The organism is Methylobacterium sp. E-041 (genome assembly GCF_022829665.1).
Taxonomy (GTDB): Bacteria; Pseudomonadota; Alphaproteobacteria; order Rhizobiales; family Beijerinckiaceae; genus Methylobacterium.
The window spans coordinates 125,936-149,858 of record NZ_JAKSYQ010000228.1; the positions used below are offsets into that span (position 1 = coordinate 125,936).

General features: G+C 69.1%; 27 protein-coding genes and 1 tRNA gene. 10 read left to right on the forward strand and 18 right to left on the reverse strand.

Annotated elements, in window-relative coordinates; translation table 11 throughout:
* Window positions 1-47 precede the first annotated feature (47 nt).
* Both MKK70_RS21060 and MKK70_RS21065 read right to left on the reverse strand, forming a co-directional pair.
* Window positions 48-1,055, reverse strand: coding sequence for an inorganic phosphate transporter (locus MKK70_RS21060; protein WP_147725666.1), 1,008 nt, complete (start codon window positions 1,053-1,055; stop codon window positions 48-50).
* A gap of 2 nt (window positions 1,056-1,057) precedes the next feature.
* Window positions 1,058-1,702: a DUF47 domain-containing protein gene (locus tag MKK70_RS21065; RefSeq protein WP_147725667.1), complete on the reverse strand. Its 645-nt coding sequence runs from the start codon at window positions 1,700-1,702 to the stop codon at window positions 1,058-1,060.
* A gap of 107 nt (window positions 1,703-1,809) precedes the next feature.
* On the opposite strand from MKK70_RS21065, the gene MKK70_RS21070 reads away from it, so the two are divergent.
* On the forward strand, window positions 1,810-2,046 hold the full coding sequence (locus MKK70_RS21070; protein ID WP_147725668.1) for a hypothetical protein: 237 nt from the start codon (window positions 1,810-1,812) through the stop codon (window positions 2,044-2,046).
* A gap of 170 nt (window positions 2,047-2,216) precedes the next feature.
* Here MKK70_RS21070 and MKK70_RS21075 read toward each other — a convergent pair whose 3' ends face one another.
* Window positions 2,217-2,624 (reverse strand): MucR family transcriptional regulator, encoded by a 408-nt coding sequence (locus MKK70_RS21075; protein ID WP_147725669.1) that lies wholly within the window; start codon window positions 2,622-2,624, stop codon window positions 2,217-2,219.
* Window positions 2,625-3,048: 424 nt separating this feature from the next.
* On the opposite strand from MKK70_RS21075, the gene MKK70_RS21080 reads away from it, so the two are divergent.
* On the forward strand, window positions 3,049-4,143 hold the full coding sequence (locus MKK70_RS21080) for an NAD(P)/FAD-dependent oxidoreductase (protein WP_243935205.1): 1,095 nt from the start codon (window positions 3,049-3,051) through the stop codon (window positions 4,141-4,143).
* Window positions 4,144-4,153: 10 nt separating this feature from the next.
* Here the strand turns inward: MKK70_RS21080 and MKK70_RS21085 are convergent, their stop codons facing one another.
* Genes MKK70_RS21085 through MKK70_RS21095 form a run of 3 tightly spaced genes read right to left on the reverse strand, consistent with a single transcriptional unit; the run spans window position 4,154 to window position 5,749 of the window.
* Window positions 4,154-4,870, reverse strand: a complete 717-nt coding sequence (locus MKK70_RS21085; RefSeq protein WP_147725671.1) for an LrgB family protein — start codon at window positions 4,868-4,870, stop codon at window positions 4,154-4,156.
* Window positions 4,867-5,265, reverse strand: coding sequence for a CidA/LrgA family protein (locus MKK70_RS21090; RefSeq protein WP_243949679.1), 399 nt, complete (start codon window positions 5,263-5,265; stop codon window positions 4,867-4,869). Before MKK70_RS21090 ends, MKK70_RS21085 begins: the two co-directional genes overlap by 4 nt.
* 13 nt (window positions 5,266-5,278) lie before the next feature.
* A complete protein-coding gene (locus MKK70_RS21095; protein ID WP_243949680.1) occupies window positions 5,279-5,749 on the reverse strand; it encodes a TerB family tellurite resistance protein in 471 nt (156 codons plus the stop codon).
* Between the two features lie 217 nt (window positions 5,750-5,966).
* On the opposite strand from MKK70_RS21095, the gene MKK70_RS21100 reads away from it, so the two are divergent.
* The 7 genes from MKK70_RS21100 to MKK70_RS21130 all read left to right on the forward strand — a co-directional run bounded on the left by MKK70_RS21100 (window position 5,967) and on the right by MKK70_RS21130 (window position 9,491).
* Window positions 5,967-6,042, forward strand: a tRNA-Thr gene (locus MKK70_RS21100).
* A gap of 135 nt (window positions 6,043-6,177) precedes the next feature.
* Window positions 6,178-6,438 carry a hypothetical protein gene (locus MKK70_RS21105; protein WP_243949681.1) on the forward strand — a complete coding sequence of 87 codons (261 nt, stop codon included), beginning with the start codon at window positions 6,178-6,180 and terminating at the stop codon, window positions 6,436-6,438.
* Window positions 6,435-6,644 carry a hypothetical protein gene (locus MKK70_RS21110; RefSeq protein ID WP_243949682.1) on the forward strand — a complete coding sequence of 70 codons (210 nt, stop codon included), beginning with the start codon at window positions 6,435-6,437 and terminating at the stop codon, window positions 6,642-6,644. Before MKK70_RS21105 ends, MKK70_RS21110 begins: the two co-directional genes overlap by 4 nt.
* Before the next feature lie 383 nt (window positions 6,645-7,027).
* Complete coding sequence (locus tag MKK70_RS21115; RefSeq protein ID WP_243949684.1) at window positions 7,028-7,330, forward strand: hypothetical protein; 303 nt, start codon at window positions 7,028-7,030, stop codon at window positions 7,328-7,330.
* A gap of 41 nt (window positions 7,331-7,371) precedes the next feature.
* The gene (locus MKK70_RS21120; RefSeq protein ID WP_243949686.1) at window positions 7,372-7,605 is read left to right on the forward strand and encodes a hypothetical protein; all 234 of its coding nucleotides are present in this window, start codon (window positions 7,372-7,374) and stop codon (window positions 7,603-7,605) included.
* Between the two features lie 101 nt (window positions 7,606-7,706).
* On the forward strand, window positions 7,707-8,057 hold the full coding sequence (locus tag MKK70_RS21125) for a hypothetical protein (RefSeq protein WP_243949687.1): 351 nt from the start codon (window positions 7,707-7,709) through the stop codon (window positions 8,055-8,057).
* 639 nt (window positions 8,058-8,696) lie between these two features.
* Window positions 8,697-9,491, forward strand: coding sequence for a glycosyltransferase (locus MKK70_RS21130; protein ID WP_243949688.1), 795 nt, complete (start codon window positions 8,697-8,699; stop codon window positions 9,489-9,491).
* A gap of 305 nt (window positions 9,492-9,796) precedes the next feature.
* Here MKK70_RS21130 and MKK70_RS21135 read toward each other — a convergent pair whose 3' ends face one another.
* From MKK70_RS21135 to MKK70_RS21175, 9 genes are all read right to left on the reverse strand, one after another.
* The gene (locus MKK70_RS21135) at window positions 9,797-10,309 is read right to left on the reverse strand and encodes a hypothetical protein (protein WP_243949689.1); all 513 of its coding nucleotides are present in this window, start codon (window positions 10,307-10,309) and stop codon (window positions 9,797-9,799) included.
* Between the two features lie 81 nt (window positions 10,310-10,390).
* On the reverse strand, window positions 10,391-10,798 hold the full coding sequence (locus MKK70_RS21140) for a hypothetical protein (RefSeq protein WP_243949690.1): 408 nt from the start codon (window positions 10,796-10,798) through the stop codon (window positions 10,391-10,393).
* Complete coding sequence (locus tag MKK70_RS21145) at window positions 10,798-11,064, reverse strand: hypothetical protein (RefSeq protein ID WP_243949691.1); 267 nt, start codon at window positions 11,062-11,064, stop codon at window positions 10,798-10,800. Before MKK70_RS21145 ends, MKK70_RS21140 begins: the two co-directional genes overlap by 1 nt.
* A gap of 10 nt (window positions 11,065-11,074) precedes the next feature.
* Window positions 11,075-11,854, reverse strand: a complete 780-nt coding sequence (locus tag MKK70_RS21150) for a hypothetical protein (RefSeq protein ID WP_243949692.1) — start codon at window positions 11,852-11,854, stop codon at window positions 11,075-11,077.
* A 75-nt stretch (window positions 11,855-11,929) separates the two neighbouring features.
* The gene (locus tag MKK70_RS21155) at window positions 11,930-12,229 is read right to left on the reverse strand and encodes a hypothetical protein (RefSeq protein WP_243949694.1); all 300 of its coding nucleotides are present in this window, start codon (window positions 12,227-12,229) and stop codon (window positions 11,930-11,932) included.
* A gap of 8 nt (window positions 12,230-12,237) precedes the next feature.
* The gene (locus MKK70_RS21160; RefSeq protein ID WP_243949696.1) at window positions 12,238-14,562 is read right to left on the reverse strand and encodes a hypothetical protein; all 2,325 of its coding nucleotides are present in this window, start codon (window positions 14,560-14,562) and stop codon (window positions 12,238-12,240) included.
* Window positions 14,563-14,572: 10 nt separating this feature from the next.
* A complete protein-coding gene (locus tag MKK70_RS21165; protein WP_243949698.1) occupies window positions 14,573-14,926 on the reverse strand; it encodes a hypothetical protein in 354 nt (117 codons plus the stop codon).
* A 68-nt stretch (window positions 14,927-14,994) separates the two neighbouring features.
* Window positions 14,995-15,405, reverse strand: coding sequence for a hypothetical protein (locus MKK70_RS21170; protein WP_243949700.1), 411 nt, complete (start codon window positions 15,403-15,405; stop codon window positions 14,995-14,997).
* A 7-nt stretch (window positions 15,406-15,412) separates the two neighbouring features.
* Window positions 15,413-16,564 carry a hypothetical protein gene (locus MKK70_RS21175; protein ID WP_243949702.1) on the reverse strand — a complete coding sequence of 384 codons (1,152 nt, stop codon included), beginning with the start codon at window positions 16,562-16,564 and terminating at the stop codon, window positions 15,413-15,415.
* A gap of 291 nt (window positions 16,565-16,855) precedes the next feature.
* Between MKK70_RS21175 and MKK70_RS21180 the strand changes: the two genes are divergently transcribed.
* Window positions 16,856-17,008 carry a hypothetical protein gene (locus MKK70_RS21180; RefSeq protein ID WP_243949703.1) on the forward strand — a complete coding sequence of 51 codons (153 nt, stop codon included), beginning with the start codon at window positions 16,856-16,858 and terminating at the stop codon, window positions 17,006-17,008.
* Window positions 17,009-17,205: 197 nt separating this feature from the next.
* Here MKK70_RS21180 and MKK70_RS21185 read toward each other — a convergent pair whose 3' ends face one another.
* From MKK70_RS21185 to MKK70_RS21195, 3 genes are read right to left on the reverse strand one after another with little or no spacing between them, the layout of a single operon-like run.
* A complete protein-coding gene (locus MKK70_RS21185) occupies window positions 17,206-20,469 on the reverse strand; it encodes a hypothetical protein (RefSeq protein WP_243949705.1) in 3,264 nt (1,087 codons plus the stop codon).
* Between the two features lie 12 nt (window positions 20,470-20,481).
* Complete coding sequence (locus tag MKK70_RS21190; protein WP_243949707.1) at window positions 20,482-21,654, reverse strand: hypothetical protein; 1,173 nt, start codon at window positions 21,652-21,654, stop codon at window positions 20,482-20,484.
* Window positions 21,654-23,918: a hypothetical protein gene (locus tag MKK70_RS21195; RefSeq protein WP_243949708.1), complete on the reverse strand. Its 2,265-nt coding sequence runs from the start codon at window positions 23,916-23,918 to the stop codon at window positions 21,654-21,656. The genes MKK70_RS21190 and MKK70_RS21195 overlap by 1 nt, the downstream gene beginning before the upstream one ends.
* Window positions 23,919-23,923: the final 5 nt, after the last annotated feature.

Sequence of the window (23,923 nt, forward strand, 5' to 3'; positions counted from 1 at the left end):
GGAATGTGCGAATCGGGGCAGGCTCGCGCGGCGACCCCGACGGCGGGTCAGGCGAACAGCCCGACGAGCGCGTAGCACCCCGCCGCGATCAGTGCGGCGGCGGGCATCGTCAGCACCCAGGCGATGACGATGTTGCCGGCCACGCCCCAGCGCACCGCGGAGGTGCGGCGAGCGGCACCGACGCCGACGATGGCTCCGGTGATGGTGTGGGTGGTCGAGACCGGAACGCCGAGCCAGGTCGCGGCAAACAGCGTGATCGCCCCGCCGGTCTCGGCGCAGAACCCCTGCATCGGGTTCAGGCGGGTGATGCGCGAGCCCATGGTGTGGACGATGCGCCAGCCGCCGAGCAGCGTGCCGAGCGCCATCGCGCCCTGGCAGGCGAGCACGACCCAGAGCGGGATATAGAACTCGGATCCGAGCAGCCCCTGCGAGTAGAGCAGCACCGCGATGATGCCCATGGTCTTCTGGGCGTCGTTGCCGCCGTGCCCGAGGGAGTAGAGCGAGGCGGAGAGGAACTGCATCACCCGGAATGTGCGGTCGACCGCGAACGGCGTCGCGCGCACGAAGCTCCAGGAGACAGCGAGCACCAGCAGCAGCGCCAGCAGGAAACCGAGCAGCGGCGACAGAACGATCGCGGCGATGGTCTTGCCGAGGCCGGCCCACACGATCACCGGCGGCCCGGCCTTGGCGAGGCCCGCGCCGACGAGCCCGCCGACGAGGGCGTGCGAGGAGCTCGACGGGATGCCGAGCACCCAGGTGGCGACGTTCCAGGCGATCGCGCCGATCAGCGCGGCGAAGATCACCGGCGCGTCAACGATGCTGGCGTCGACGATGCCGGTCCCGAGCGTCTGCGCCACGTGGAGGCCGAAGAACAGGAAGGCGATGAAGTTGAAGAACGCCGCCCAGATCACGGCGTAGCGCGGCCGCAGCACCCGCGTCGAGACGATGGTGGCGATCGAGTTGGCCGCATCGTGCAGGCCGTTAAGGAAGTCGAAGACCAGCGCGACGGCGATCAGTCCGACGAGCCAGGGCAGCGCGAGCGCGGTGATCGTCATCCTCAGACGTTCTCGATGACGATGCCGCTGATCTCGTTGGCGACATCCTCGAACCGGTCGACCACGCTCTCGAGGCTGCCGTAGATCTCGCGTCCGATCAGGTAGCGCATCGGGTCGGTGTGGCCGTGGGCCTGGTACAGCGCCTTGAGGCCCTGGTCGTGCAGCTCGTCGGAGCGGCCCTCGACGCGGGTGATCTCCTCGGTGAGGGCGGAGAGCCGCGTGGCGTGGGTGCCGATCGCGCTCAGCAGCGGGACGGCCTCGGCGGTGAGGCGGGCCGCCTGCACCACCGTGTCGCCCATCTCGCGCATCAGCGGCTCGAAGGTGCGGATCTCGTAGAGTTCGATGGTCTTCACGGTCTTCTGCATCTGGTCGATGGCGTCGTCCATCGACTGGATCAGGTCCTTGATGTCGCCGCGGTCGAACGGGGTGATGAAGCTGCGGCGCACCGCGAGCAGCACCTCGCCGGTGATCGCGTCGGCCTCCGCCTCGCGCGCCACGATCGTGCGGCCGAACTCCGGCACGGCATCGCCGCCCTGGAGCAGGCCGTGAAGGGCGTCGGCTCCGGCGACCAACGTCTCGGCGTGGCGCGCGAACAGATCGAAGAACCGATCCTCGCGCGGCATCAGCGCCCGGAACCATCCCAGCATCGCGGCGATACCCCTCGGCGCCCGACCGTCGACGCGCCGCTTCCGGTCCCTCGTGGCACGCTTTGCGGCTCGGCGCGAGGGCGGGCGCGTGAAAGGCTCGACCGATCATGCCGAAGCGTATCGGACGGCGCTACACCACCTTCCTCGTCGCGGTGACCGCGGACGCGGCCACAAGCACGGTGCCGGCTTCGGTCTACGCGGTGATGGCGCGACGCCCGGACGAGGCGTTGGAGATCGTGCGCGCGCAGGCCGATGGGAGCGACGAGGTCGTCGTGGTCGGGTCGCTGTCGAGCCGCATGGCGAAGGCGATCCGGCTGTCAGCGGGCGAGATGCGCGCGATCTGACAGGCGAGCCCGCGCATCGCCGCGACGGCGCCCGGCCGGGATCGTCGGATCCCGGGGATGGCATCGGATCGGGCCCGCACGGCGGTCGCCGCGGCAGCCCGATCCGGTTCGGCCCATCCATGCGCCCTCGGCGCCGACGTCGGACGCGAGGGCGGTCGAGGTTCAGCGGATCACTCCGCCGCCTGCTGCAGCCGCAGGCGCTGGTTCTGGCCGATGGTCCGGGAGATCACCGAGCGGCGGGCGCTGTAGCTCGCCGAGACCAGGGGGTAGTCGATCGGGAGGCCCCACTTGCTGCGGTAGGCCTCCGGCGACAGGCCGCGGAGCGTCAGGTGCCGGCGCAACGCCTTGTAGGGCTTGCCGTCCTCGAAGCTGATGATCGAATCCTGGCGGATCGAGGCGCGGATCTGGGCGTCGGTCGGCCGGGCGAGCACCGGCTTCGGCGGCGTCTGCAGGCCGGTGATCGAGCCGTGCACCGTCCGGATGAGGTCCGGCAAGCCGGCGGCCGGCACCGAGTTTCGGGCGACGTAGGCGGCGAGGATCTTCGCGGCGAGATCGATGGGGTCTGAGGTGGTCTGCACGGTCGTGTCCTTCCGAATTCAATCTGGTGGGTGCGCCGGGGCGCGAAGTCGTCGAAACCAGGATGCTTGAGCGGTCGATCGCTCTAGAGGGACGCGGCGGGAGGAGCCGCTGCCGAACGATTATGCGCCTGCGCGCTCAAAACACAACTTATGCGCGACCCATTCAGTGCGTTAAATCTACTTAGAATTGATTAACGCGCTCAAGCGGGTTGCAAATGCACGCACGCAGCGCGCTCGGGTCGCCAATTTCGCTCACGGCGACACACCCTTAGGTGAACCCTAAATCGTCCGCCACTCGCGCGAATCGCTATACACTTTCTAGTTGTATATCTCGTGCTGCCGCCCGGTGCGACGCCCTCGACGAGGCACCGGGCCTTTACCGGTCCGGCGACCTCGCCGAGAACGGGCGGCGGAGGATCGCATCATGGAAGTCCTGGTCGTCGGTGCGGGCGTCGTCGGCCTCGCGACTGCGCGCGCCCTGGCGCTGCGGGGGCACGAGGTCGTCGTCGCGGAGGCGGCGGAGGCGATCGGCACCGGCGTGTCCGCGCGCAACTCCGAGGTGATCCACGGCGGGATGTACTATCCGGCGGGCTCCCTGCGGGCGAAGCACTGCGTTGACGGCGCGCGCCGGCTCTACGCGCTCTGCGAAAGCCACGGCATCGCCCACCGCGCCTGCGGCAAGCTCATCGTCGCCACGACGGAGGCCGAAGCGGAGACGATCGCCGCGATCCGGGATCGCGGCGTCGCCAACGGCGTCGAAGGACTCGATCTGCTCGACGCCGCCCAGGCCCGACGCCTGGAGCCGAACCTCGCCTGCACCGCAGCGCTTCTGTCGCCGCGGACGGGAATCGTCGACAGCCACGGCCTGATGCTGGCGCTGCAGGGCGATCTCGAGGATCGCGGCGGCGCGATCGCCCTGCACACCCCCGTCACCGGCCTGGGGCGCCGCGACGGACGCTGGGCGGCGGCGTTCGGCGGTGCGAGCCCCGGCGACTATCCGTGCGACGCGGTGGTCAACGCGGCGAGCCTCGACGCACAGGCCCTGGCCGCGCAGACCGAGGGCTACCCGGCCGAGCGGGTGCCGCGCCGTGTGCTGGCGCGCGGCAACTACTTCGGCTTCACGGGAAAGCCCGCGTTCTCCCGGCTGATCTATCCGGCACCGGTCGAGGGCGGCCTCGGCACCCATCTCACCCTCGATCTCGCCGGGCGGATGCGCTTCGGCCCCGACGTCGAGTGGATCGAGGCGGTCGACTACCGGGTCGATCCGGCGCGCGGCGACGCCTTCTACGCGGCGATCCGGCGCTACTGGCCCGGCCTGCCCGACGGCGCGCTGGTCCCCGATTACGCCGGCATCCGCCCGAAGCTCACCGGCCCGGGCGAGCCGGCCGCCGACTTCGTGATCGACGGGCCGGCCGAGCACGGCCTGCCGGGCCTCGTCCACCTATTCGGGATCGAGAGCCCGGGCCTGACCGCCAGCCTGTCCCTGGCCGAAGCGGTGGCCGACCGCCTCGGCGCGTGACGGCGCGCCCTCAGGACAGGATCCGCAGCGCCAGCGGCACGAAGATCGCGGTGAGGAAGGCGTTCAACCCCATGGCGATGCCGGCGAAGGTGCCGGCGACCTCGCTCACCTGGAACGCCCGCGCGGTGCCGACGCCGTGGGCGGCGAGCCCGACCGCGAAACCGCGGGCGCGCATGTCGCGGATGCCCAAGGCCTGCATCAGCGGCGTCACCAGGATCGCGCCGGTGATGCCGGTCAGCATCACCAGCACCGCCGTCAACGTCGGGTCGCCGCCGAGCGCTTCCGAGATGCCCATCGCCACCCCCGACGTGACCGATTTCGGGCTGAGCGAGACGATGACGGGCTCGGGGATGCCGAGGAGGCGCGCCAGCACGATCGCGCTGCCGAGCGCCACCGTGCAGCCGGCGACGAGGGCGGCGAGCATCGGCAGCAGCGCCCGCATCACCGTGGCGCGGTGCTCGTAGAGTGGCATCGCCAGCACCACCGTCGCCGGCCCGAGCAGGAAGTGGACGAACTGCGCGCCGTCGAAGTAGGTGGCGTAGGGCGTGCCGGTCAGGGTCAGCACCGTGCCGGTGATCGCGATGGCGATGAGCACCGGGTTCGCCACCGGGTGGCGCCCGCTCGCGGCCGAGATCCGGTCCGCCACGAGGTAGGCGGCCAGCGTCACCGTCAGCCACAGCAGCGGCGTGCGCGCGAGGTAGACCCAGACCGCGAACTCGCCGCTCACCGGTCGCCCCCGACCCGCGCCGTCAGCCGCGCGACCCAGAGGAACACCAGAACCGTGGCGACGAGCGCCGCCGCGGTCGAGACCACGACCACGATTGCGAGGCGAAGCCCCTGCGCCTGCACCACGTCGAGGCGCCCGACGATCCCGGCGCCGGCCGGAACGAACATCAGCGACAGGTTCGCGAGCAGCCCGCGGGCCGTGTTCTCCAACGTCCCGTCGGTCAGCGGCTTCGGCAGGACCCGCGCCAAGTGCAGCGCGCGCCGGTCGCGCAGCACCAGGAAGCCCAGCATCAGGGCCATGCCGAGGACCGGGCCGGGGAGGGGCAGCCCGGCGCTGCGGGCAAGCACCTCGCCGAGGAGCTGCGCCAGCAGGATCAGGGTCAGGCTCGCGATCATCGATCGCCGCCGCTCAGGCCGGATCGGCGGCGATGCCGGGGATGCCCTCGCCGCGCGCCCGCGCGATCCCGGCCTCGTCGAAGCCGAGGAGCTTGCCGAGCCGCCAGACCAGCGCCTCCTCGAACTCGTCGACGTGGCCGTCGGCGGCGGCGACCGACCACGCCATCGCCAGGATGCGCCCGCGCTCGCCGGCATCGGCCTCGTGCGGCAGCATCTCGACGAGGCTCGCCACGTCGCGGGTCTCGGAATCGAAGGCGGCGGCCCGGGCGATCAAGGCGTCGGCGGCCTCGGCGCTCTCGGCGTAGCGCCCGCGCACCAGCCGCGCGAGGCGCTCCGATTCCGCCGGCGCGAGGATGCCGTCGGCCCGGGCCACGTGGACGAGGAGCGCGGTGGCGGCCAGGTGGGTGTCGTCGCCCGGCGTCTCGTGCGCAGCGACCCCGAGGGCCTCGGCGGCATAGGCCCGCAGGCGTGCGATCAGCGACATGGCGATGTTCCCGCGACCGGCGCGCCCGGTGCGGTGGGACCCTTCCCGCCGCATCCGCCCCCGTCAAGGACGCGAAGCGCGCCCCCGACGCTTCCCCGCGCCGCCGTGTCCCGCCTGCATCGCCGCCGACCTCGCGAATGGTGCCGCCTTGCCAACGGCAGACCGGACGGCTATGCACCGTGTCCTCGGCGATCGCACCCTGCGACCGCGGACGGATGCCGCTTTAGCTCAGCTGGTAGAGCACCTCATTCGTAATGAGGGGGTCGGGGGTTCGAATCCCTCAAGCGGCACCAACACTTAGCCTTCTGCTTGCTTACCGGAAATGATGACCGGTAAGCACATGGTAAGCAGACTGGGAAATCGGCATTCTTCGACACCGCCTCGATCCGCGTGTGGCGCCAGCATCCGCCGGTCGTTAGGATCGCCCCATGGCAGACCCGACGACCGGCGACCTCATCAAGGCCAAGACGATCGCCTCCGACGAGGTGAACGCCGCGGTCGACGTGTTCATGCGCGACCCGACGGTGAGCGTGTTCCGGTTCGCCAGCGGGCACACCGTGGATCCGGCCGCCGCGGTGAAGGACCACGAGCCATCGCGGAAGGCGGTCGCCGAGCCAGGCGCGTCCGACACCTTCCGTCGCGGGATGGTGCGGACCGCGATCCTGCTGGCGCGACCGGTGGCGTCATGAGCGATCCTGCGAACAGCAACACGCCGGCGCAGCTTTTCGACATGCGGAAGGACGACGAGGGCTGGACCGTCTACGACATCGCCACCGGCGAGCCGGCGCGCGTCAACGGCGTGCCGCAGACTGGCCTCGACATGGAAGCGGCCGACGACCTCGTCGACCTGCTGACCCTCCTCGCTCGGCAGAAGAACGAGAGTTCCGAGCATTGAGCGACGACCCCGTCGACGAAGCCGCCGAAGCCCTCCGCGCAATTGGCCACAAGCTTCCAAAAGATGAACAAGCAATCAAGCAAACAAGATCGATGTTAGATCGGAGAGTGCATCTTAGAGACCAGCACGCTAAGATAGTAAAATCATCTCAGATAAAGATCATTGCCACGAGAATCATTCTAGTCCGACAACCTAAAATCTGGATATAAATCTGTGATTGCTATGCGGTGTATTCCGACGCTCGATAATAACACAACAGAATTTATAGCGTTGGTCCAGTTGCCTCATGAGGCCGCAAACTACACGAGGAACCGCCTCCCGCTCTACCTGTTCGGCTCGGGCTTCCTGGTGATGCTTGCGGCCGAGATGTGGATGCGGCTGGCGTGACCGGCGTCCCGAGGCACCTGCGCAACCCGCGCCGCTGGTACGACGCCGACGGCATCGAGCAGCCGCCGGCCACGATCGCGAACAGCAAGGCGAACGGCGCCCGTGGGCTGCTCGTGTTCTGCGAGTGCGGGCACAGCGGCGCCATGTCTTTCGACGGCCTACCGGACGACTTCCCCGTGCCGGATGTCGCGCTTCGGCTGGTGTGCTCGGCCTGCAAGCGGAAGGACCGGATCAGCACCCGGCCCGACTTTACGGGCGTGCACACCGGGGCGGGGCCGAAGCTGCGGTCGGTTGATTAGCGCGGCGTTGATGATCGTCTGATCCACCCTACAAAATCGCGATGGCATCAAACGACCAGCCCATCCGGAAGCGCGCCCTGGAAGCCCTTCGCGCGGCAGCGATGCACCCGCTCGGCCTTCGGCTCTCCGCCCATCCAAAATCGATGCAGGCGCTCGTCGAGCTCGGCTACATCGACGTCCGGCCGGCGCAGTACCCCGGACGCCGGCGAGACGAGCAGGCGTGGTTCCTCAGCGACAGCGGGCTCGAACTGCTGAAGGTGCTCGGCCCGGGATAGGCCAGCGCCTGTCCGCCGCGTTGCGCCGCCCCGCCCGCGCCCCTATCCCCGCCGGCCCACATCCGGCGAGACCCATGGCATCACCCGCACCGATTCGACCCGTGCCTTCCGACGTCCAGACCTGGCGCGATGCGCTCGAGGCCATGAAGCCCACGGTGCCGCCCTGTCCCGGGTTCTCTGCGCAGCGCTGGCAGGAGATGCGCGAGGCGGCGATCGACTTCCTCGACCGGTTCGGGGAGGAGGTCGTCGCCCTGGGCTGGACAGTCACCGACCTGTTCGGCGTGCACCCAACGGTCGGCGTGGTCCGGGTCGACTACTGCGGCGGCCTGATGATCAACGCGCGCCGCGTCGAGGCGATCGGCGACACTTGGATCCGGTACGGGAACCAGACCTTCCGGCGGGACCGGCCGGGGCGACCTATCGGGGTGCCGGTGTGGGAGGCCGCGCGGTAGGCGACGCGCACGGAGAAGCCCGCCGCGGCGGATGCCGGGCGGACTGATGTCGTCCGCGACTGTGTAGGAGGCTTAGCTCATTTCGCAGAGCCGTGCGTTGGCTTCAGCAAGGGCGGTCTCCACAGACTCGTACTCGGTCTGAGACGCCTCGTAGAACAATGTCGTAGTCCCATAAATGGTCCAGAGGTACCGCTTCGGGTTGCTAGGCGCCGGGCGGACGCCAATCCGATAGCCGCTGTTTGATCCCGACAACGTTGCGCCTTTCTACAGAACCGGATCAGCGGGATAAAGACCGCCTCGGTGACCACAAATCCCATGCTCAAGATTTTACGCTGCAGCTTGTTCCAGCCAGACGAAAATGCCCCGCGCGGCGGTTGCCGGCGGGGCTGAAGTGCGACTCGGGTAGGAATGAGTAGGAAACGGGATTGCCTCACCGGGTTGGCATAAGCGATCCATGTGCCACTCGGACGAAAGACGTGAAAAGACCGCCACAGCGCTAAGGTGGGCGGACCCAATGGTGAGCTTGACGCGCCGTATGCTATCTCCCGCACATCGGTAGCGGCGCTCGGTTCATCCAGGATGCACAGCAGCAGAGACGCCTTCATGGCGCTGCTTTGCTCAAAGGAAGGTGGCTGATCAATGATTTCGGCACTAGCAATCTTATGTGTGCGCAACGAAGCTATTCACATTCATAGATGCATTGACGACTTAATATCCTCCGGTCTAGAAGTATATTTGATTGATAACGGCTCAACAGACGGCACTCGCGAAGCCGCCGAGACTTATTTAGGGAAAGGTTTAATTGGCATACACGACCTCCCATGGAGGGGCGCGTTTTCTTTAACAGATCAACTCGTCGCAAAGCGGGGCATCATAAGCGAAGCGGAGCACGACTGGATTTTACATTGCGATGCTGATGAGTGGTTGATGAGTCCAAATGATGGTCAGTCACTCTTAGAAGGGTTTGACGCAGCCGATAATGCTGGTTTCAACTGTGTAAATTTTCACGAAATAGTATTTTTGCCTCTGCCGGGCGAAGATTTTGAGCAAGAAGATTATGCCGAGAAAATGCAGAGCTATTATTTTTTCCAACCCTCCTACCCGCGCCTATACCGTGCTTGGCGACGAGATGCAGGTTTGGATAATAGCGCTTACGGCGGGCACTTGCTCATAGGAGAAGGACTGAACCCCTATCCGATCGATTTCATCTTGCGTCACTACATCGTGCTCAGTATGGCTCATGCCCAGCGTAAATACTATGGCCGGATTTTTTCCACTGAAGATCGGTCAAAGGGTTGGCATGGGAACAGAATTTCGATCACGAAGGACAACCTTGTGGTCAAGCCGGCCCCAGAGCTTCGAAGACTCGATGATCCCAATTCGCGCGAATTTGATTTAAGCGCGCCAGCGGGGCGTCATTTCTGGGAGTGGTAAAAAAAGACTTATGGATACTCCTAACAAGATCTTACAATCACTTTCATTCCCCTTTTATTACCCAAAAAGGCCCGCTTCGGCGAACCATGCAAGGCTGCGTTGGGGAGGAACCTGACTGCAGGGTCTCACCCTTCGGACGGTGGATCTCGGGATGCCGCGAGATCGCGAAGAACCGCCACCAGCACCAGCACGGCGATCGCGCCGCACAGCGCCGCCATCCAGAGGTGGCCGGCGGTGAACGTAGAAAAGGCGCCCCAGCCGAAGCCAGGGCGCCGAGGGTGTGAAGTAGGGTGTGAAGCGGCGGCTCAGGTCACGATGTGCGCCGCCGCCATGATGACCTTCACCAGCAGACCGACCGCGCCGAGGAGCACGGCCGAGGTCAGGCCCCAGCCCATCTTGCGCAAGCCGGCGACCTCGCCCTTGATCTCCGTGGCCGACTTCTCGATCTTCCGCTCGATCCCCTCGCGGGTCATGAACGACGCGATATCCTTCTGGTAGGCGACGCCGTCCAGACGGCGGCTGATCGCCTCGAGCTTCTCATCCATGCGGAACACCTGCGCTCGCGTTTCGTCGATTTGGTCGCCGTTGGCCTCGCTCCGGGCCAGCAGCTGCCCGAGCAGGTTCGCGATATGCCGATCCTGCATCGTGTCCTCCCGGGCGGCTCGATCCAGCAGCCCTTCGCCCAGCCCGGGCGGCACCGGCGGCTGGATTGCGGCACCGAGTTCGGAGCCGATGTGCTCCAGCGCCGATCGGCGCAGGGCGGTGGGATCGTGGCGGCGCGCGCGACGCGCCCGCTTCGGTTCGGCGGTGTCGGACATCGTGCAGCCCCGAGAGAGGCGCGCCGGTGTTCCGGTCGCGCGATGATCCCTCCCCCTCCTGCGGGGGAGGGTGAAGCGATTTCAGGCCTTCAGCAGGCGCGCCGCGCCCGCGCGGGCCAGCGTCGTCAACGGAGACGAGATGAAGAAGGCCGTCAGGATCGTCGCCTCGATCGGCACGTACTCCGTCGGCAGCGGGGTGATCGGCCAGCCGAGGTCGAAGGTGTGCGACAGGCACGTCGCGCCGAAGTGGATCGCCGGCGGGATGCCGATGCCGTAGATCAGCGCCTTGAACGCCGGCGCGATGGCGGCGCGGGCCTGGTTCGCGGCCATCTCGGCCTGAATGACCGAGACCGCCACGTCCTTCTGGGCGTTCTGCCCGTTCTGCATCGTCTTCAGGATCGGCCCGAGCACGCTGTCGCCGAGCACCTTGATGATGCCAGAGCCGAAGAACGCGGCGATCTTGCCGATGGGATTGAGCAGCCAGTCCATCAGCGCGGCCCTCCGTCCGGACCGTCGCCCGGCCGCGGACCGGCCATGCGCCCGGCGTCGCGGACGTTCTTGAGGATCGGCGGCAGGGCGAGACGGGCGAGCGCGAGCATCGAGCCGATGCGAGCACCGTAGCCCGCGTATTGGGCCGGCAGCACCGAGCTCCAATCGAACCCAACGACAGCGTTCAGGATGTCCGGCAGCGCGAACAGGACCGCGAGCAGGTAGAGCCTCGCGCCGGCGAGGCGGGCGTTCGCGCGTCTGAGCATGTCCATCGGATCAGACCTTTCGAGCCAGGGCGTTGTGGATGCCGGTAAAGAGGGCGTTCAGCAGGCCGCGCGTCGCGCCGCCGGTGGCCTGTGCCCCGGAACGAACAAGCCCGCCGGTGAGGGCGGGCTTGGCGGCGGGCGTTACGATTTTCGACGGACTGGGCGGCCCTGTGAGGGTTTTCGACGGCTGCGTGACAGAAATCGCCGGAGGTACGCCCTCCCGGATCCGCACCGACGCCATCAGGGCGACGCGGAACTGCGCGTGGTAGCCAGCGATCAGCTTGTCGCAGTCGGTGCCGTTGATGATGCGCCGGGCGCCGACGGCGTCGGCCCGGCCGGGCCCGAAGTAGTCGCCGAGCTTCTTGCCGGTGAACCCCCCCTCGATCATCCCGTAGAATAGGATGGCCGCCGCCACGTCGGGGCGCATCGCGAGCGCCGGCGTCTTCACCAGGTCCTCGCCCGCATTCAGGATCCCGAGCGCGCGAAGCCGCGCCGTCGCCTTGGCGTAGTTCGCCTCCCAGGTCAGCTGGACGTAGCCCCGCCCCCAGAAGCCGGTCCGGCCGTATGCCTTGCCCTTGCCGCGGCCGAACTCCTCGATCGGGCGCATGGTGCGCGCCGTCTCGTGGAACGTGGTCGCGAGGCAGTAGGCCGGCTTCTCGACGCCGAGGTCGGCCGGGCAGGCGTCGAGGATCGCTTCCATGCCGGCGACCTGGTCGGCCGTGAGGTGACCGGCGAACGGCTGCCGGCGCACGGCGTCGAAGAACGCTGCGCGGTCGATGTCGAGGGCCATGTGCGGGCATCCCTGCAATAGAAAAAGGCCGCACAAGGCGGCCAGGATGGGGGGCACTTCAGGGACGGGGCCGGTCTAGCGCGCGCCCTGGTCCCGAAGGGCCTGGACTGCGCGACCGCTGATCGTGGCGACGACCTTGCCGTCGGCATCCACGACCTCGAAGGGGCCGATGTTCGTGGCCCCGTCGCAGAGCTGCAGCCAGTCCGGGCCCTGCGTCGGGCCCGGCGTGACGCGATTGTCGCCGGGCGCGACCGGCGTGCCGGCGGCGCCCGCTCCGGTCGGATTGCCGGCCGGGCGAATGCAGCTCGTCGAGGCGGCCGAGGCAGGCAGAGCGAGCGCAAGCATCGCGGCCGCGGCGAGGGCGGTTCGGGTCATGGCGCGCCTCAATGGATCATCTTCGAGACGGTCGGCGCGGTGCTGTAGAGCAGCTGGTAGATCCCACCCGCGGGAACCGTGAACTGCCCACCGCTCGTGCCGAACGTGATGCTGTTCGTCTCGTCCCGCACGATGACGGACGCTCCGCCCTGGACGAAGTACGTCGTCGTCGTCGGGCCGGCCGGCAGAGGCATCGGCGAGGCCGTGACCGTGACGTTCGACGGACCGACCGGGTTGTAGCCCGGGTTGTCGTGGACGACGTTGTTGCGGCCGGTGGCGTTGAAGCCGACCGCCGCCACGGTGTTTCCGAAGAAGCGGTTGTCGTGAGCGACGATGAAGTTGCCGGCGCCGCCCTGCGCACGAAGGCCGATCCCGTTGGTGCGGGCCGAGGTCGCGACGTTGAACGGCGAGTAGGCGCCGATCCCGTTGTCGCCGATCGTGAAGTGCCCGCAGCCAGGCGCCAGGTCGATACCGACGCCCCAACCCGAAATCATCGCGCCCGTCACCGAGGTATCGATCGGGGAGGCGTCAGCGCAGACGAATCCGCTGCCGTTCAGACTGGTGCCCTGGCCGGTCGTCGATGCGATAAGGCCGCCCGACCAGCGCGTGTTCATCACCGGGCTTGTGATGCCGGTCAGCAGCGAGGCGCCCGCCCCGTTGATGATGAAGCCGTTCGTGTTGAGCGTGCCATCGCTGGCATTCGTGTTGGTGATCCAGGAATTGTAGATCCCGGTGTCGAAGACGTAGCCGGAGCCGACAGGCGTGATCGATCCGTTGTCGCGCTGCGCCGAGTCGAGATACGTCGAGTTGACCCGCGTCGCCTGGACCGTCTGCACCCGCGTAATGAAGGCCGCGCCGGTACCAGATCCCGAGCTCGTGGTGTTGCCGATCGTCAGCTTGGCGCCGGTCCCGGAACCCGAGGACGTCGTCGAAACGGGGTTCGTCGGGTAGGCCGTATAGCCGGCCGGCGAGACGGTGTAGGAGGCGCCGTTGTTGAGGCCGACCGAGGTCACCGCGCCGCTGCTCACCGACTTGACGGTGAAGGTCAGGGGGGCGCCGCCCGAGGCGAGCGTACCGCCGGCGGGCGTGAGGGTATCTCCGACCGCGTACCCCGAACCGCCCGCGCTGACTGCCGCCTGGGCATTCGGCACGGCGGTGTAGCCACCAGGCGTCGCGACCGTGAATCCGGTCACGGCCCCATTCGCGTTGACCGCGGTGACCTTGATCGTCATGGCCGCGCCGCCGGACGCGAGCGTGCCGCCGGTCAGCGTCAGGGTGTCGTTGACGGCATGCCCGCTGCCCCCGGCCACCAAAAAGGCGACGTTCGACGGCTGGATCAGCAGGTTGGTGCGGTTGCTGATGTAGTCCGAGTCCGTGATGACGGTCTCGCCGGTGTCGGACAGCTTCACCGCGAACGTCGGGTACCGCCGGTTTGCCGCCGTCGGGTCGATGAAGTTCGACATGATGATGGCGCGGTTGATCCAGTTCGCCGGACCGACCACGTCGTTTTCGACCAAGATGCCGTCGGAGCCGGGGTTCGTGCCGCCGTCCGCCATGTACTGCAGCATGACGTGGTCAGCGGAGTTCCAGCCGGCCTGCGCGCCCATGCGGAGGCAGACGAAGCAGTTCCGCATCGAGACGTTGCGGACGTAGCCGTAGCCGTTGGCGAGGTTGACGGTGAAGCCGGAGGTGCGGACCGCGTTGGTGTCGGTCGCGACGTGCTCGAAGGCGACGTCCGAGATGCCCGAGTTCAGGCCGGTGAACTTGAAAACGTCGCCGGTGGTGAAGCCGGCCGTGGTGCGTAGGCGCGTGCAGTTCTGGCCGCCGCCCTGGACGTGCAGGTACGAGTTCGTAACGAGAGCGGTCGAGGACAGCAGGTAGGTGCCGCACGCCAGCCGGAGGCGGGCACCGGTCGCCGGAAGCGTCTTCGTCGCGTTGACGATGGCCTGTGAGACGTCGACGCCCGTGTCCGGTTTCACGCCAAGGTTGGCCATCGAGTAGTCGGGCAGCAGCGCGTCGAGCTGATCGCTGAAGCGCGTCGCGATCAGCTTCTGGACGCCGTTGACGGTGGCCGAGAAGCCGCCGAGTTCGCCGGTCGAGCCCTGATCGGTCGAGGGCAGCACGATCTTGTTCGGCGTCGAGACGAAGCCGTGGGTGCTCGTGTCGACGTAGCCGAGCGGCACCATCGTGCTGTTCGAGCGGTCGCGGATCGCCAGAGAACGGGTCGCCCCCGAACTCTGCACGCCGAGTTCCGGCAGGGTGTAGGTCTGCGCGCCGGCCTGCGCGCACAGCGTCGCGAACGCGACGAGCGCGAGAATGGTCTTGCGGAGCATCGGGCGAGCCTCAGTTCGGGAGCGCGGCGGCTTGGGCGAGGACGGACGCGAGCAGCGCGTCAGAGAGGCCGAGCGTCGCCTTCACGAAGGTCGCGAGCGCGCATCCGGCGGTGACGAAAGCGGTGCCGTTGAAGGCCCGGTTGATCGGGTCGCCCGGATCGGACGGCACGGCGGCGGCCAGGACCGCGGTCGCTCCGGGCGTCAGGGCCTCAAGCGCACCGAAGAATTGGCTGCGGCTGGGTCCGGGGGTGCCGCCGACGCCGGTGGTGTCGAAGCGGAAGGCCGTGCCCTCGCGCGTCACCACGACCGTCGGCGTGGAGCGCACGTCGATCGGGAAGGATGGGCGGATCGGGTAGGAGGGCATGGCGGCTCCGGGCAAAGAAAAACCCGCCGGCGAGGGCGGGTTGGGCAGAACGGTGCGCGAGGCGCGCGTCAGGCGAATTCGATGGGCTCGTCGAAGATCTCCGCCGTCTCCGGCCCGATCGTGACCGAGACGCGGACGTCGTAGAGGCCGGGCGGGATCGCGAGCAGCGAGCCGGCTGGGAAAAGCGCCTCGACGAGGCCGGGGTTCGAGACGACGAGCGTCCCGGTGGACAGGGAAGCCAACAGGACGGGCGGCGCATCGCCGGCGCAGCACCCGATGCTCGACCAGCACCACAACTCGCGCCATTTCGGCGCGCGCGGCGTCACGGTGAGCACCACGTCGGACGCGGCCGAGAAGTCGATCAGCCCCGCATCGGTGATGTCGAGCCGCCCGGCCGGATCGGCGCTGCGGAAGACATGCCGGAACCGCCACTGCCCCCGCCGCGAGACCGCGCCGAGCGTGTTCATGAACGATGGCATGGCGCGCTCAGAGCTTGAGGTAGTAGGTGCCGAGGCGCGTCGGCTGCAGCGTCGAGATCGGCACGCCGCCGCCCGGGTTCGCGTTTGACACGTCGAAGTCCGCCGAAGGCTGCTGAACCGTAGGCGTTCTGACGCTGTGCCAGAGATCGTTGACTGCCACGCCGCCGGCGCCCTGCGACGCGCCGACCAGATCAACGAAGGTTGGCGTCTGGAATGGCGGGTAGTTGACCGTCACATGCCCGTTCGGCAGCGCGGCCGGAAGGTTCGGGTTGGCCAGTACCTCGGCGATGTCGCCGCCGGTCGCGCCCGGCAGCTGCGCATCACCAAAGGCCGAGAACCGCGCGGAAACGGTGCCGGTCGAGCCCGCGGCCGCAACCTGCGACAGCGTGATGTTGGTCCCGTCGATGGCGACGACGCGCGTGCCGGACGAGAGGCCGACCGCGGTCACGAACATGCCGAGCGCGAGACGGCCCGGGTCCACGACCTGTGCCGCCGTCGATCCGTCCGTCAGGGTGATGTCGGTCGTCACCTGGAGCCGGTTGGTAGGCGACGACCCCATGTCGTCCAGGCCGCCGGCCACGAAGCCCTGCATCGTCGGGACGGCAATCTGCTTGCCGGTGGCGAAGTCGTCGGCGGCCGACGTGCCGCGCCCGCCGATGACGGAGGCGATCCCATCCCCGAAGGTCGACCACAGGTAGATGAAGAGTGCCCGGGTCGTGTCGTCGGCGAGCTCCGTCGCGCCGGAACCGCTGCCGCCGACGGTGCGCTGGTTCATCCGAACCCAGCCCGGCTGGATCGAATTGTCGAGGCGCCACTTCACGTCGCCGGTCCGCGCGAGCGCGTTGGGGTCGACGGCCGCCACCGGATCGGTCGTGTCGACCACCGGGGCCTCGCCGAGCCCGTCGTCGTTCCAGATCAGGTCGCCGTAGGGGCCCAGGACCTCTTCCCGGTAGAGGACCTGCGGCAGGTACACCCGCGGGAATCGTCCGGTGCCGTCGGCGACGACCGGCTGCGTCAGCGGAACGGACAGCGCGGCATCGCTGAAGACGGTCAGCGGCTTGGTGGTGCCGGCGTCGAAGAAGAACGCGCGCGGCACCAGCAGCGGGCGGCCCGACGCATCGAGCACCTGCTGCCGCGAGAGCGGCCAGGATTGGGTCATTTCAGGGGTCCGACATGCAAAAGCCCCGCATGGGGGCGGGGCTTGCGGGCTGCGCGGCAGGTTGCTCACGCGCGTCTCGGGACGGTGGCTTATTCGGCGGGATTGCCCGTCGGGTCAAGGGTGCCGCACGCGGACCGTATGGACACCGGCACGCAGGCATGATGGAAAAGCGTGGCAATAGGGGCTTCTGGGGCCACTTCGATGATACGCCGCATCCTTGCTCTTGCCGTAGGTCTTGGCCTTTCGGCTTGCGCCGACCGTAGTCAGCAGCCGGGTCGCGGCGAGATTTTCATGGCACCCGCCGAGGTCGCCGCGAAGGATGATGCGATCTGTCGAGGCTATGGAGCCGTGCCAGGAACGCCGGTCTACATCCAGTGTCGCACCACTCAGGACCAGCGGCGTGATGCGGACAAACAGGCGCGGGCCAAGATCGTGAACGGGTGATGAGCCGTGCTCTCTGGATGATCGGACAGGCCATCGCCATCGCCACGCTCTCGTGGGCGATGCTTGGCGGAGCCGAAACCCATCCTGACCCGAAGCTCTCGACGCCCCTCGCGTTCGTCGTAATGCCGGTTTTCGCGACGATCCTCGTCGCCTTCGGCACCGCGGTCTTGGTCAACCTCGGGGACTGGATCGCTCGCCTACTCGGCCGGTCGAACCCGAAGCTGCAGAGCGCTCCCGTCCGATCGGTCCCCACCCTGCGCACCGCGGATCCCGAGCCGCGTCATGCGGTCGAGCAGCGCGATGGTCGCAGCGCCTGGCTTCGCCGTTGCCAGCTGGGCAAGCCGCCGGCCGCCCTCCGCTGAGGTCATCAGTTCGGCGAGCCGATCGAGGTTCTTCCCGAGCTGCCAATTCTGCAGCGCCTCCACGACCCGCTTCGGGTAGCCGAGGCCGCCCGACGCCAGAACCTTCGCGCCCTCGACCTTCGCGCCGCCGTTCCGCATCTCGGCGAGCGCCTCGTTGTTGAAGCTGGTGCGCGAGCCGACGCCCTGGCGCTGGCCGGTCGCCTCCAGAATGTCGAGCAGGCGGGAGAATCCGGCGTCGAGCGCCGCCCCGTTCGGCAGGGCCTGGATTGCCGCGCGCAGGCTGTCGTTCTGCAGGCTGTCGCCACGGATCGCAGTCGCGAACTTCGCACCGCCGGCTTGGTTCGGGCCGGACTGCAGGCGCTCCGTCTTCGCGGCGAACTGCGTCCCGAGGTAGTTCCGCACGAGCTGACGGGCGGCGAGCGGGTTGCTGCGCGAGATCGCCGTGACGGCCTGCCCGACCTCGTCTGCCGAGCCCTCGACTGTCTTGCCGATCGGGAACAGCACGTCGGCTGCGGCCTTCACGTCGGGCCGAGCCGCGATCCGGCCAAGCGGCGACCGCTCGATCGCCTCGCGCGCCTGGTGGGCGAGGGCGAGGCGCTGGAGCCGGCCGCGGGCTTCCGGCAGCTGCACCAGCAGATCCTCGTTCCGGCGCATGGCGGTCCGGAGCGCGCCGGCGGAGATCCCGCCCTCGCCGGAGCCGACCTCGTCGAGGATGCGGGTCACCTCTCGATCCGAGAAAGCGCGGCGCGCCGTCGGCGTAGCGTTGGCGAGGAACTCGCGCGCAGCGGTCGCGCCCTGCAGATGGGTCGGCACCTGCTCGGCCGGCGTCGCCATGCGCTGGGTGAGCGGATCGCGCTGCACGACACGCCCGAGCGGCGTGTTGCCGGTGAACGGCTCGACGGCGCGGCTGTTGCCGGCGAAGTTCCTGTCGGCGGTCGCGACCTCGGGCACACCCTTCAACTGCCCGTCGAGCGTCGAGCGGGCGATCTGCAGGTCGCGCACCTTCGTGTTGTCGCCGACCTCGCGTGCACCCTGGATCGCGGTGTCGAGCCGCTCGCGAGCGTGCAGCAGCCCCTCGACGCTGAGGTCGGTTTCGCCGCCGGGGCCGAACAGGTCCTTACGGGCCTGCGCGAGCGCGCCACGCACGTCGCCCTTGGCGGTGCGCAACTGCCCGTCGATCGCGTCGAGGGCGGCCTGCGGGTTCACCTGCCCGAACCGGACGTCCGGGATCTCCTCGGTGACGGTCGGCGTCTTCGTGTAGGGCTCGAGCGGCCCCTTCATCTTGCCCACGACCGCCTCGTAGGCCTCCACCGGGTCGGCGTTCCCGTCACGCATCAGCGTGCCGAGCACGCGATCGCGGATGTCCGGATGCACGCTCTCCGGATCGACGCCGACGCGGGTCAGGTCCTCGTTCAGGCGGCTTTCGGCGAGGTCGCGCGCATGGCCGTAGTCGTCGGCGATCTGGCCGGCCTTCAAGCGCTCGCCGAGTGGCGCGCGCTCCTGCCCGATCGGGTACGACGGCACGCCGCGGCGCTCGTTCGTGAGCTTGCGCATCAGCTCGCCGCGAATGTCGCGCGCCATGCCGCCGTCGGCATCCGGCCGCAGGTAGCCCGCCTCCATGAGCTTCACGCGCCAGAAGCTGTCGAGCGGCTTGCCGCCCTCGCGTGCCACCGTGCCGGCGCCCGGGATGTTGAACCGGTGGAAATCCTGGCTCTTGAGGTCGCTGGTGAGGTCGAGGCCTCCGTTCCGCGCGATAAAGCGGGCAAGGCTCTCGCCCTGCGCATCGGCCTCGGTCGCAGCGCTACGGCGCGGCGCCGGGTCGGCCGGGAGCGGCGCATCAGCCTCGAACTGCGGCCGGCTGTAGGCCGGCTGGGTTTCGATCGGCTCGCCGGGGCGCTCCACCGTGATGGTGCGCTCGACGCCGACGTTCTCGGGCGCGGCGCGGGCGGCCGCATAGTCGCGGGCTGCCTGCTCGGTGCGGGTCGCCTCGCGGGCGTCGGCGGTGGCGCGGAGGTCGCGCTGGATCACCTGGCCCGCCTGTTCCGGGCTGACGCGCGGGCCGGCGCCCTGCGTCGCCCGGATCACGCCCTGGCCCTCCGCCGTTCCGGCCACGCCGGCACGCGCCGCGGCCTGGACGTCAGCACCGAGGCGGGTCGGATTGGTCGTGGCCGGTGCGATCGCGTCGAGCCCGGCCTTGCCGGCGGCCTGGATCTGGTCGGGCCGAGCCGCGAAGAACTCTGAGAGGCCGCCCTGTCCCTCGACGACGCGCTGCAGGTCGCCCATCCGCCGGGGGCCAACGACCTGCTGCAGCGCCTCGGGCCACGTCAGAGCGACGCCGCGTTCGGCTGCATCCGACACGAGCGCCTGCGTCGCGGTAACCTCGTCGGGCGTGATCTTGCCGGCCGCGCGGTCGAACATGCGTTCGGCAGCACCAGGACGGCCGGCAATCGCTACGCCGGCGCCGGTCGCGAGCGCTGCGGCGCCACGCGCCCAAGGTTCGGCGGCCGTGCCCTTGGTGACCTGCCCGGCCGTCTCGCTGGCGACGGCCGGCGCGACCACCTGCTTTCCGAACGCCTTGGCGGCACCGGCGGCACCGGCTTCCAGGGCCTTCGCACCGACGCCGCCCGGGACGAACTCGGCAATGGTGCCGGCGTACTCACCCGCGGTCGTCTGCGGCTTGTAGAGGGGCCCGGTAGCGGCTTCGAGCCCGCGCAGCGCGACGTCGCCCGGATGCGGGAGATCGGCCGGGCTCGGCAGCGAGCCACGCATCCCCGTGTCTCGGCCGAGATCCGAATTCGGGGTCACACCGATGACGGCGCCGATTCCTTTCGCGGCGAGGTGCGCGAGACCACCCATGCCAGCATCGGCCAGCGCGTAGATGTTCTGCGGCAGGTCGACGAGGCCGGCCGCGCCGCGGATGATGCCCGCACCGGCACCCTGGACGACGTCGCCAACGACGGACGGCCCGGACGCCTTCGCATCAGGCACGTCGTCGAACAGGCCGCCGCGCGAGGCTGCAGGCGCAGGTGCCGCGCGACCGCCTGAGGGCGCGTACGCCTGCGGCGCGGCGTCGGGAACGTCGTCGAACAGGCCGGCCATGCGGGCTCCAGGTTACCGGTTCATGTAGGAGGCGACGAGCGCGTCCCGCAACGTCGAGGGGGCGGGCTGCTGTCCGCCGGATGTGGAGAGCGCCGTGCCCGCGGCAGCGCCGCCCGGGCCGCCGGAGTAAAGCAGCTGGTCGGGCGCGTAGAACGAGCGGACGCGGTTCGGGGTCAGGGCGATCACTTGGTCGTCGCCGCCATGCTCGCCGAGCCCCCGTAGAATCGCAGTATCTAGCCCGTCAGCCTTCGCTCGCTCGACAGCTGCTCCGATGTGCCCGTACCCGAACGGCACACCATCAGGACGTGAGGCTGGATAGCCCATCGCCTCAGCCTGAGCAGAGAAGGCGCGATGTTCGGTGCGATTGCGCGCGAAATCGGCCATGGCGTCGTCGAACACCGGCCCCCACGTCGCACCCTCATGTTGCGTGGTCAGCGCGCGAGCCCGCGCATTAAATTCGGGATCGTGCTCGACGAGGTGCTGTAGGTCGTAGACCGCGGTCTTGCCGGGCTCGACAGTGGTGCGGAAGACGCGCGGCCCGGCCTCGCCACCCTTGGTCGCGCCCGTTCCTGCGTAGCCGCTTGCTGTCACTGCGTCGGGGGCGAAGAACACCGCGCCGCGCTCCGCCGGATTGCTGCCGGCATTCGCATCGAAGCGCTTGAAATCCGGTCCCGCGTTGGAGCCATGGTAGAGATCCCAGGACTTGGCGTTCGGGTCCAACAAGCGAGGCCCGGCCGACGGCACTTCCGGGGCGATCTTTGACAGCGCCGCCTCTAGCCCAGCCAGTGGATCGTCCTTCCCCATCCCGCCGAACATGCGCAGCGCACCCTTCGGCGCCGAGAACGGCATCGAGCCCGTCATCGCCAGCCCGGCGATTCCGTTGGCGGCACCCATCGCTTCATCCGAGACGTGGCCAGTGCGCGGGTCGAAGATGTTCACCTCGCCCCGTGCCGCCCGCCCAGGAAAGCGCGCGGCGTCGATCGCGTCGAAGATGCTCTGCGGGACCGCGGGGACGAGGCGGCCGGAATCGTCCCGGCCAACCGGCAGCAGGCTCGCGCGCTGGCGCACCTCGCCGGTCGGCGCCGACGTGACGACGGCGTTGCCGGTCTCGGGATCAACTACGCCGCGCCGGAGCCCGGAGTACGGCCCGGTCAGCGCATCGAGGAAGGACACGCCGGCCGACATCAATCGAGCCGGGCGGGGTCGATGCCGTAGCGGCGCAGCTTCTCCGCGACCCCGGCCCTGTCCTTGCCGGCGGCGATCGCGGCCTTGCCCTCGGCGACCGCGCGCGCGCCGGAATAGCCCTCGGGCAGGGGCAGGCGGTCCGGCCCCTTCGCGACGGCGGGCGCCGGTGCGGATCCGGACGGCGCACTACCACCCTGCGCGGCCCGGTATTCCTTAAACCGCGCGTAGGGGCTGGCGAGCGACCGGATGCCCTGATCGGCCTCGGCCTGGCTGATCTCACCGCGCAGCGCCTTGCCCGCGATCTCGCCGACCTGCGCTTGGTAGTCGGCGAGGCCCTTGAAGGTGTCCGCGATCATGGCGTTGCCGCCCGGCGTCTTCAGGAGCGACGGCAGCGAGTTCCGGAACGCCCGGCCCTCGCTGTCCGAGGTCGAGCCGGAGCCCGGGACGCGCATGCGCGGGGTGAGCTTGTCGGCGAGCGCCGTGAAGGCTTCCATCTCGCCCATCTTGCCGCCCGTCAGGCTGCTCGCGATGGAATCGAACCCCGCCTCCTTCGCGTACTGCGCAAGGCCAAGGCGCGCCTCGGCCAGCTTGCCGGTGTTCAGCTTGGCGGCGAGGTCGGCCATCGTGTCGATGTCCGCACGGAGCGGCACGGCGTTGTCGGCCGCGTCGACCATCTCGCCGTAGCGCTTGGCCTGGATCTCGTTCGCCTTCTCGGAGAACTTGCCCGCGCCCTTCGTGTCGACGTTGACCTCGGTCTTGCCGCCGCCGATGCCGAACGGCTTGCCGTCGGCGCCCATGCCGCCGGCCTGGCCGGCTGGGATGCCGTAGGCCGAGCGCTCGTCGGCGGTGAGCGGGCGCGGCTGCTGGCCCTGGATGATGACCCGCGACTTGTCCGGATCGGTCGGATGCAGCGCGACCATGCCGACGCCGGGCATGCTCTGGTAGGTGAACTTGTCGTCCTTGCCCTCGTAGACGACGCGGCCGTCCGGATTCACCAGGGCGCCGCCTACCACCATCGGCTTCTCCGGCGCCTGATAGATCGGCTGGCCGGTCGCCGTGTCGACGATCGCGTTCCCCACGGTCGCCGTCTGCCGCTTGCCCGCGCCCACCGGCACGATCTGCGCGGTGCGTTCGTTGAAGAGCACCGGCTGGTCGCCCATCTGCTGCAGTTTCCAGGGGCTGGCCTGCCCCTTCAGCATCTCGCCGTAGATCTGCGTCGCCATCGGGCGCGTCACGGGGTTCTTCCATGCGGCCTGGAGCGCGGCGGCCTGCTCCGGCCCCATGCGGGAGGCGGTCGAGCCGAAGCCGGCGAACCCGGCCGGAGCGGCAGGGGCGGGCGCCGCCACGGGGGCAGCCTGCGGCGCCGGCTGGCCCGGGATCTGGAAACCGGCCGGCTGGGCGTTCGCGACGGGCGTGTCGGCCTCGTCGGTGTCCGGGGTCGGAGCGGCGGCCGTGCGCGTCGCCGGCATCATCCCCATGCGCTGCTCGAGCGCCTGCGTCTCGGCTTCGTTGTTGGCGATCGCGACCGGCGCGGTGCGCGGTCCGGCCGAGGCCTGCGCCACGGGCGCGCCACCGCCGCCGAAGCGGCTGGTGCGCTCGGCGTAGACCGCGCCGGCCGTCTTCGGGCGACCGTCCGCGTCGAAGAAGATCGAGCGGTTCGCCCGCGCCGCCCCGGGCGACACGAAGGCGACGGCCGGTGCATCCGGGTTCGACATGGCGCCGGCGATGAACTTCGGGCCGCCGGCCTCGCCCAGGAAGTGCGAGACGTAGAGGTTGCCCGGCGTGATCGGAATGCCGGCCGAGGTCAGCGCCTTCGCGTTGTCGTTCGTGAAGGCCTGTGCGGCCCTTTCCTGCTGCGCAGGATCCGAGCGGCCGTTCGGGGTCAGGCCGAGGTCCGGGTACTTCCGAGCCAGCCCGTTCCACGTGTCGGTGGTGAACTGGTAGCGGCCGGTCGCTGACGAGTTCGGGTTCTTGGCGTCGTCGTTGCCGCCACTCTCCTTCGCTCGCATGGTCGCGAGGTAGTCGCCGGCCCCGCCGCCGGTCGCAGCGAAGGACGGAAGGCGCGGAGAGGCGACGTCGGTCGCGGCCGCGACCGGCGGGGGTTGGGCGCCCCCCTGATACCCGCCGATCAGCTTTGCGATCAGGTCGGGCGCCTCGCGCTCGTTCCGGGCCTGGATGATCCCGTCGATGTCCGACGAGAACGATTTCCCGATGTTGGCGAGCGACGAGAAGTCGACGCGCGGGGGACCGTAGCCAGAGCTCATGTCGA